This is a genomic window from Mesorhizobium sp. WSM3859 (genome assembly GCF_002295065.1).
Classification (GTDB): domain Bacteria; phylum Pseudomonadota; class Alphaproteobacteria; order Rhizobiales; family Rhizobiaceae; genus Mesorhizobium.
In genome coordinates, this window is sequence record NZ_NSGG01000034.1 from 1 (window position 1) to 1308 (window position 1308).

1 protein-coding gene is annotated in these 1308 nt (G+C 65.4%); it reads right to left on the minus strand.

The window, feature by feature from the left end:
• Positions 1-44: 44 nt before the first annotated feature.
• Positions 45-1250 (minus strand): integrase core domain-containing protein, encoded by a 1206-nt coding sequence (locus tag CK230_RS32215; protein ID WP_095820809.1) that lies wholly within the window; start codon positions 1248-1250, stop codon positions 45-47.
• Between the last annotated feature and the right edge of the window lie 58 nt (positions 1251-1308).

Consider the following 1308-nt stretch of genomic DNA (forward strand, 5'->3'; position numbering starts at 1 on the left):
TGTCCAGCCGATAGATGGGTAACACTTTGAACCGGATACATGGGTTACAGTTTTCCCCCTGAGTTGCTGTCCGCCGCAGGGCCGTCTGGTCGGGGTTGGACGGGGCTGCGGCGGACCAGTTTCTTGTGTCGGCCGTCGATGAAGCCGAGCGGATGGGCATAGAAGGAGAGCGCCCATTCGCCCTCCTCGGTCTCGGTCGCGGCAACCGCTTCGCCGGCCAGTGTCTTGGAGACGTAGATGAAGTCGCCGTTCCACTTGATCTCGCCGTTTTGGCGCACGCGCCGCACCGCCGCCTCGGCAGGATAGTCCGGTTCAGCTATCGTCTTGGGCATGGGGCGGGTTGATGGACGGTAGCGCTGTGCCGGCGTGTCCATGCCCAGCGCCTCATGCGGGCGCTGTTCGTTGTATTCACGCCGGAAAGCCTCGAACGCCTGGGCCTGCGCTGCCTGGTCGGCCGCTGGCTCCTTGGCCAGTGGCAGCATGGTCAGGTGGAAGCGCTCATGGCATCCATTCTGCTGCGGCTTGCCCGGCTTGATGCGCTCCAAGACTATGCCGAGCTTGATGAAGCGCACCGCCAGCGGCGTCAGCCCGGTGACGCCGGCCGACGCGAACGGCGAACCATTGTCGCTTCTGAACCGATCCGGCAGGCCGTTTTCCTCGAAGGCTCGCTCAAACACCGGCCAGGCTTCATCCTCCGACGTCGAGCCGGTCGCCGCCAGCGCCAACAGGTAGCGGCACGCCCCATCCATCACCGTCAGCGGCTCGCAGCGCCAGCCGTCGCCGGTCCGGAACCAGCCCTTGTGATCTCCCGTCCACAGCGCGTTCGGTCCCTCAGGCTCCGGCCATGGACCGTTGCCCGCCGCCCTCCAGCGCGCGCGCCGCCGCCCGACAAGGCCATGCCGCTTCAAGATCTCGCCAACTGTCGAGACTGCCGGCCAGCCGCAACTGGGCTCCGCCCGCTTCAGCCGCGCCATGATCTTTTTCGGCCCCCACAGCGGATGCGCTTCCTTCTCCGCCACGATCCGCTCCACCAGCTCGGCTGCCGTCGCCCGGCCGTGATCGAGCGGCGCCCGCGACCGGTCGTGCAGGCCTTCCGGGCCGGACTCCCGGTAACGTCCAAGCCATTTGTAGCCGGTCTTGCGCGAGATCTCGAAGGCCGCGCAAAGCTGCGTCATCGTCTCCTCACCAGATAGGCATTCAACAACAAAACGAAGCCGCTCATCCATGATGCCAGTCTCTCGCCAAACCATCGCCGGTCCTCCCGGCTGGCGAGAAAACTGTCACCCATCTAATCGGTCCATTCTGTTA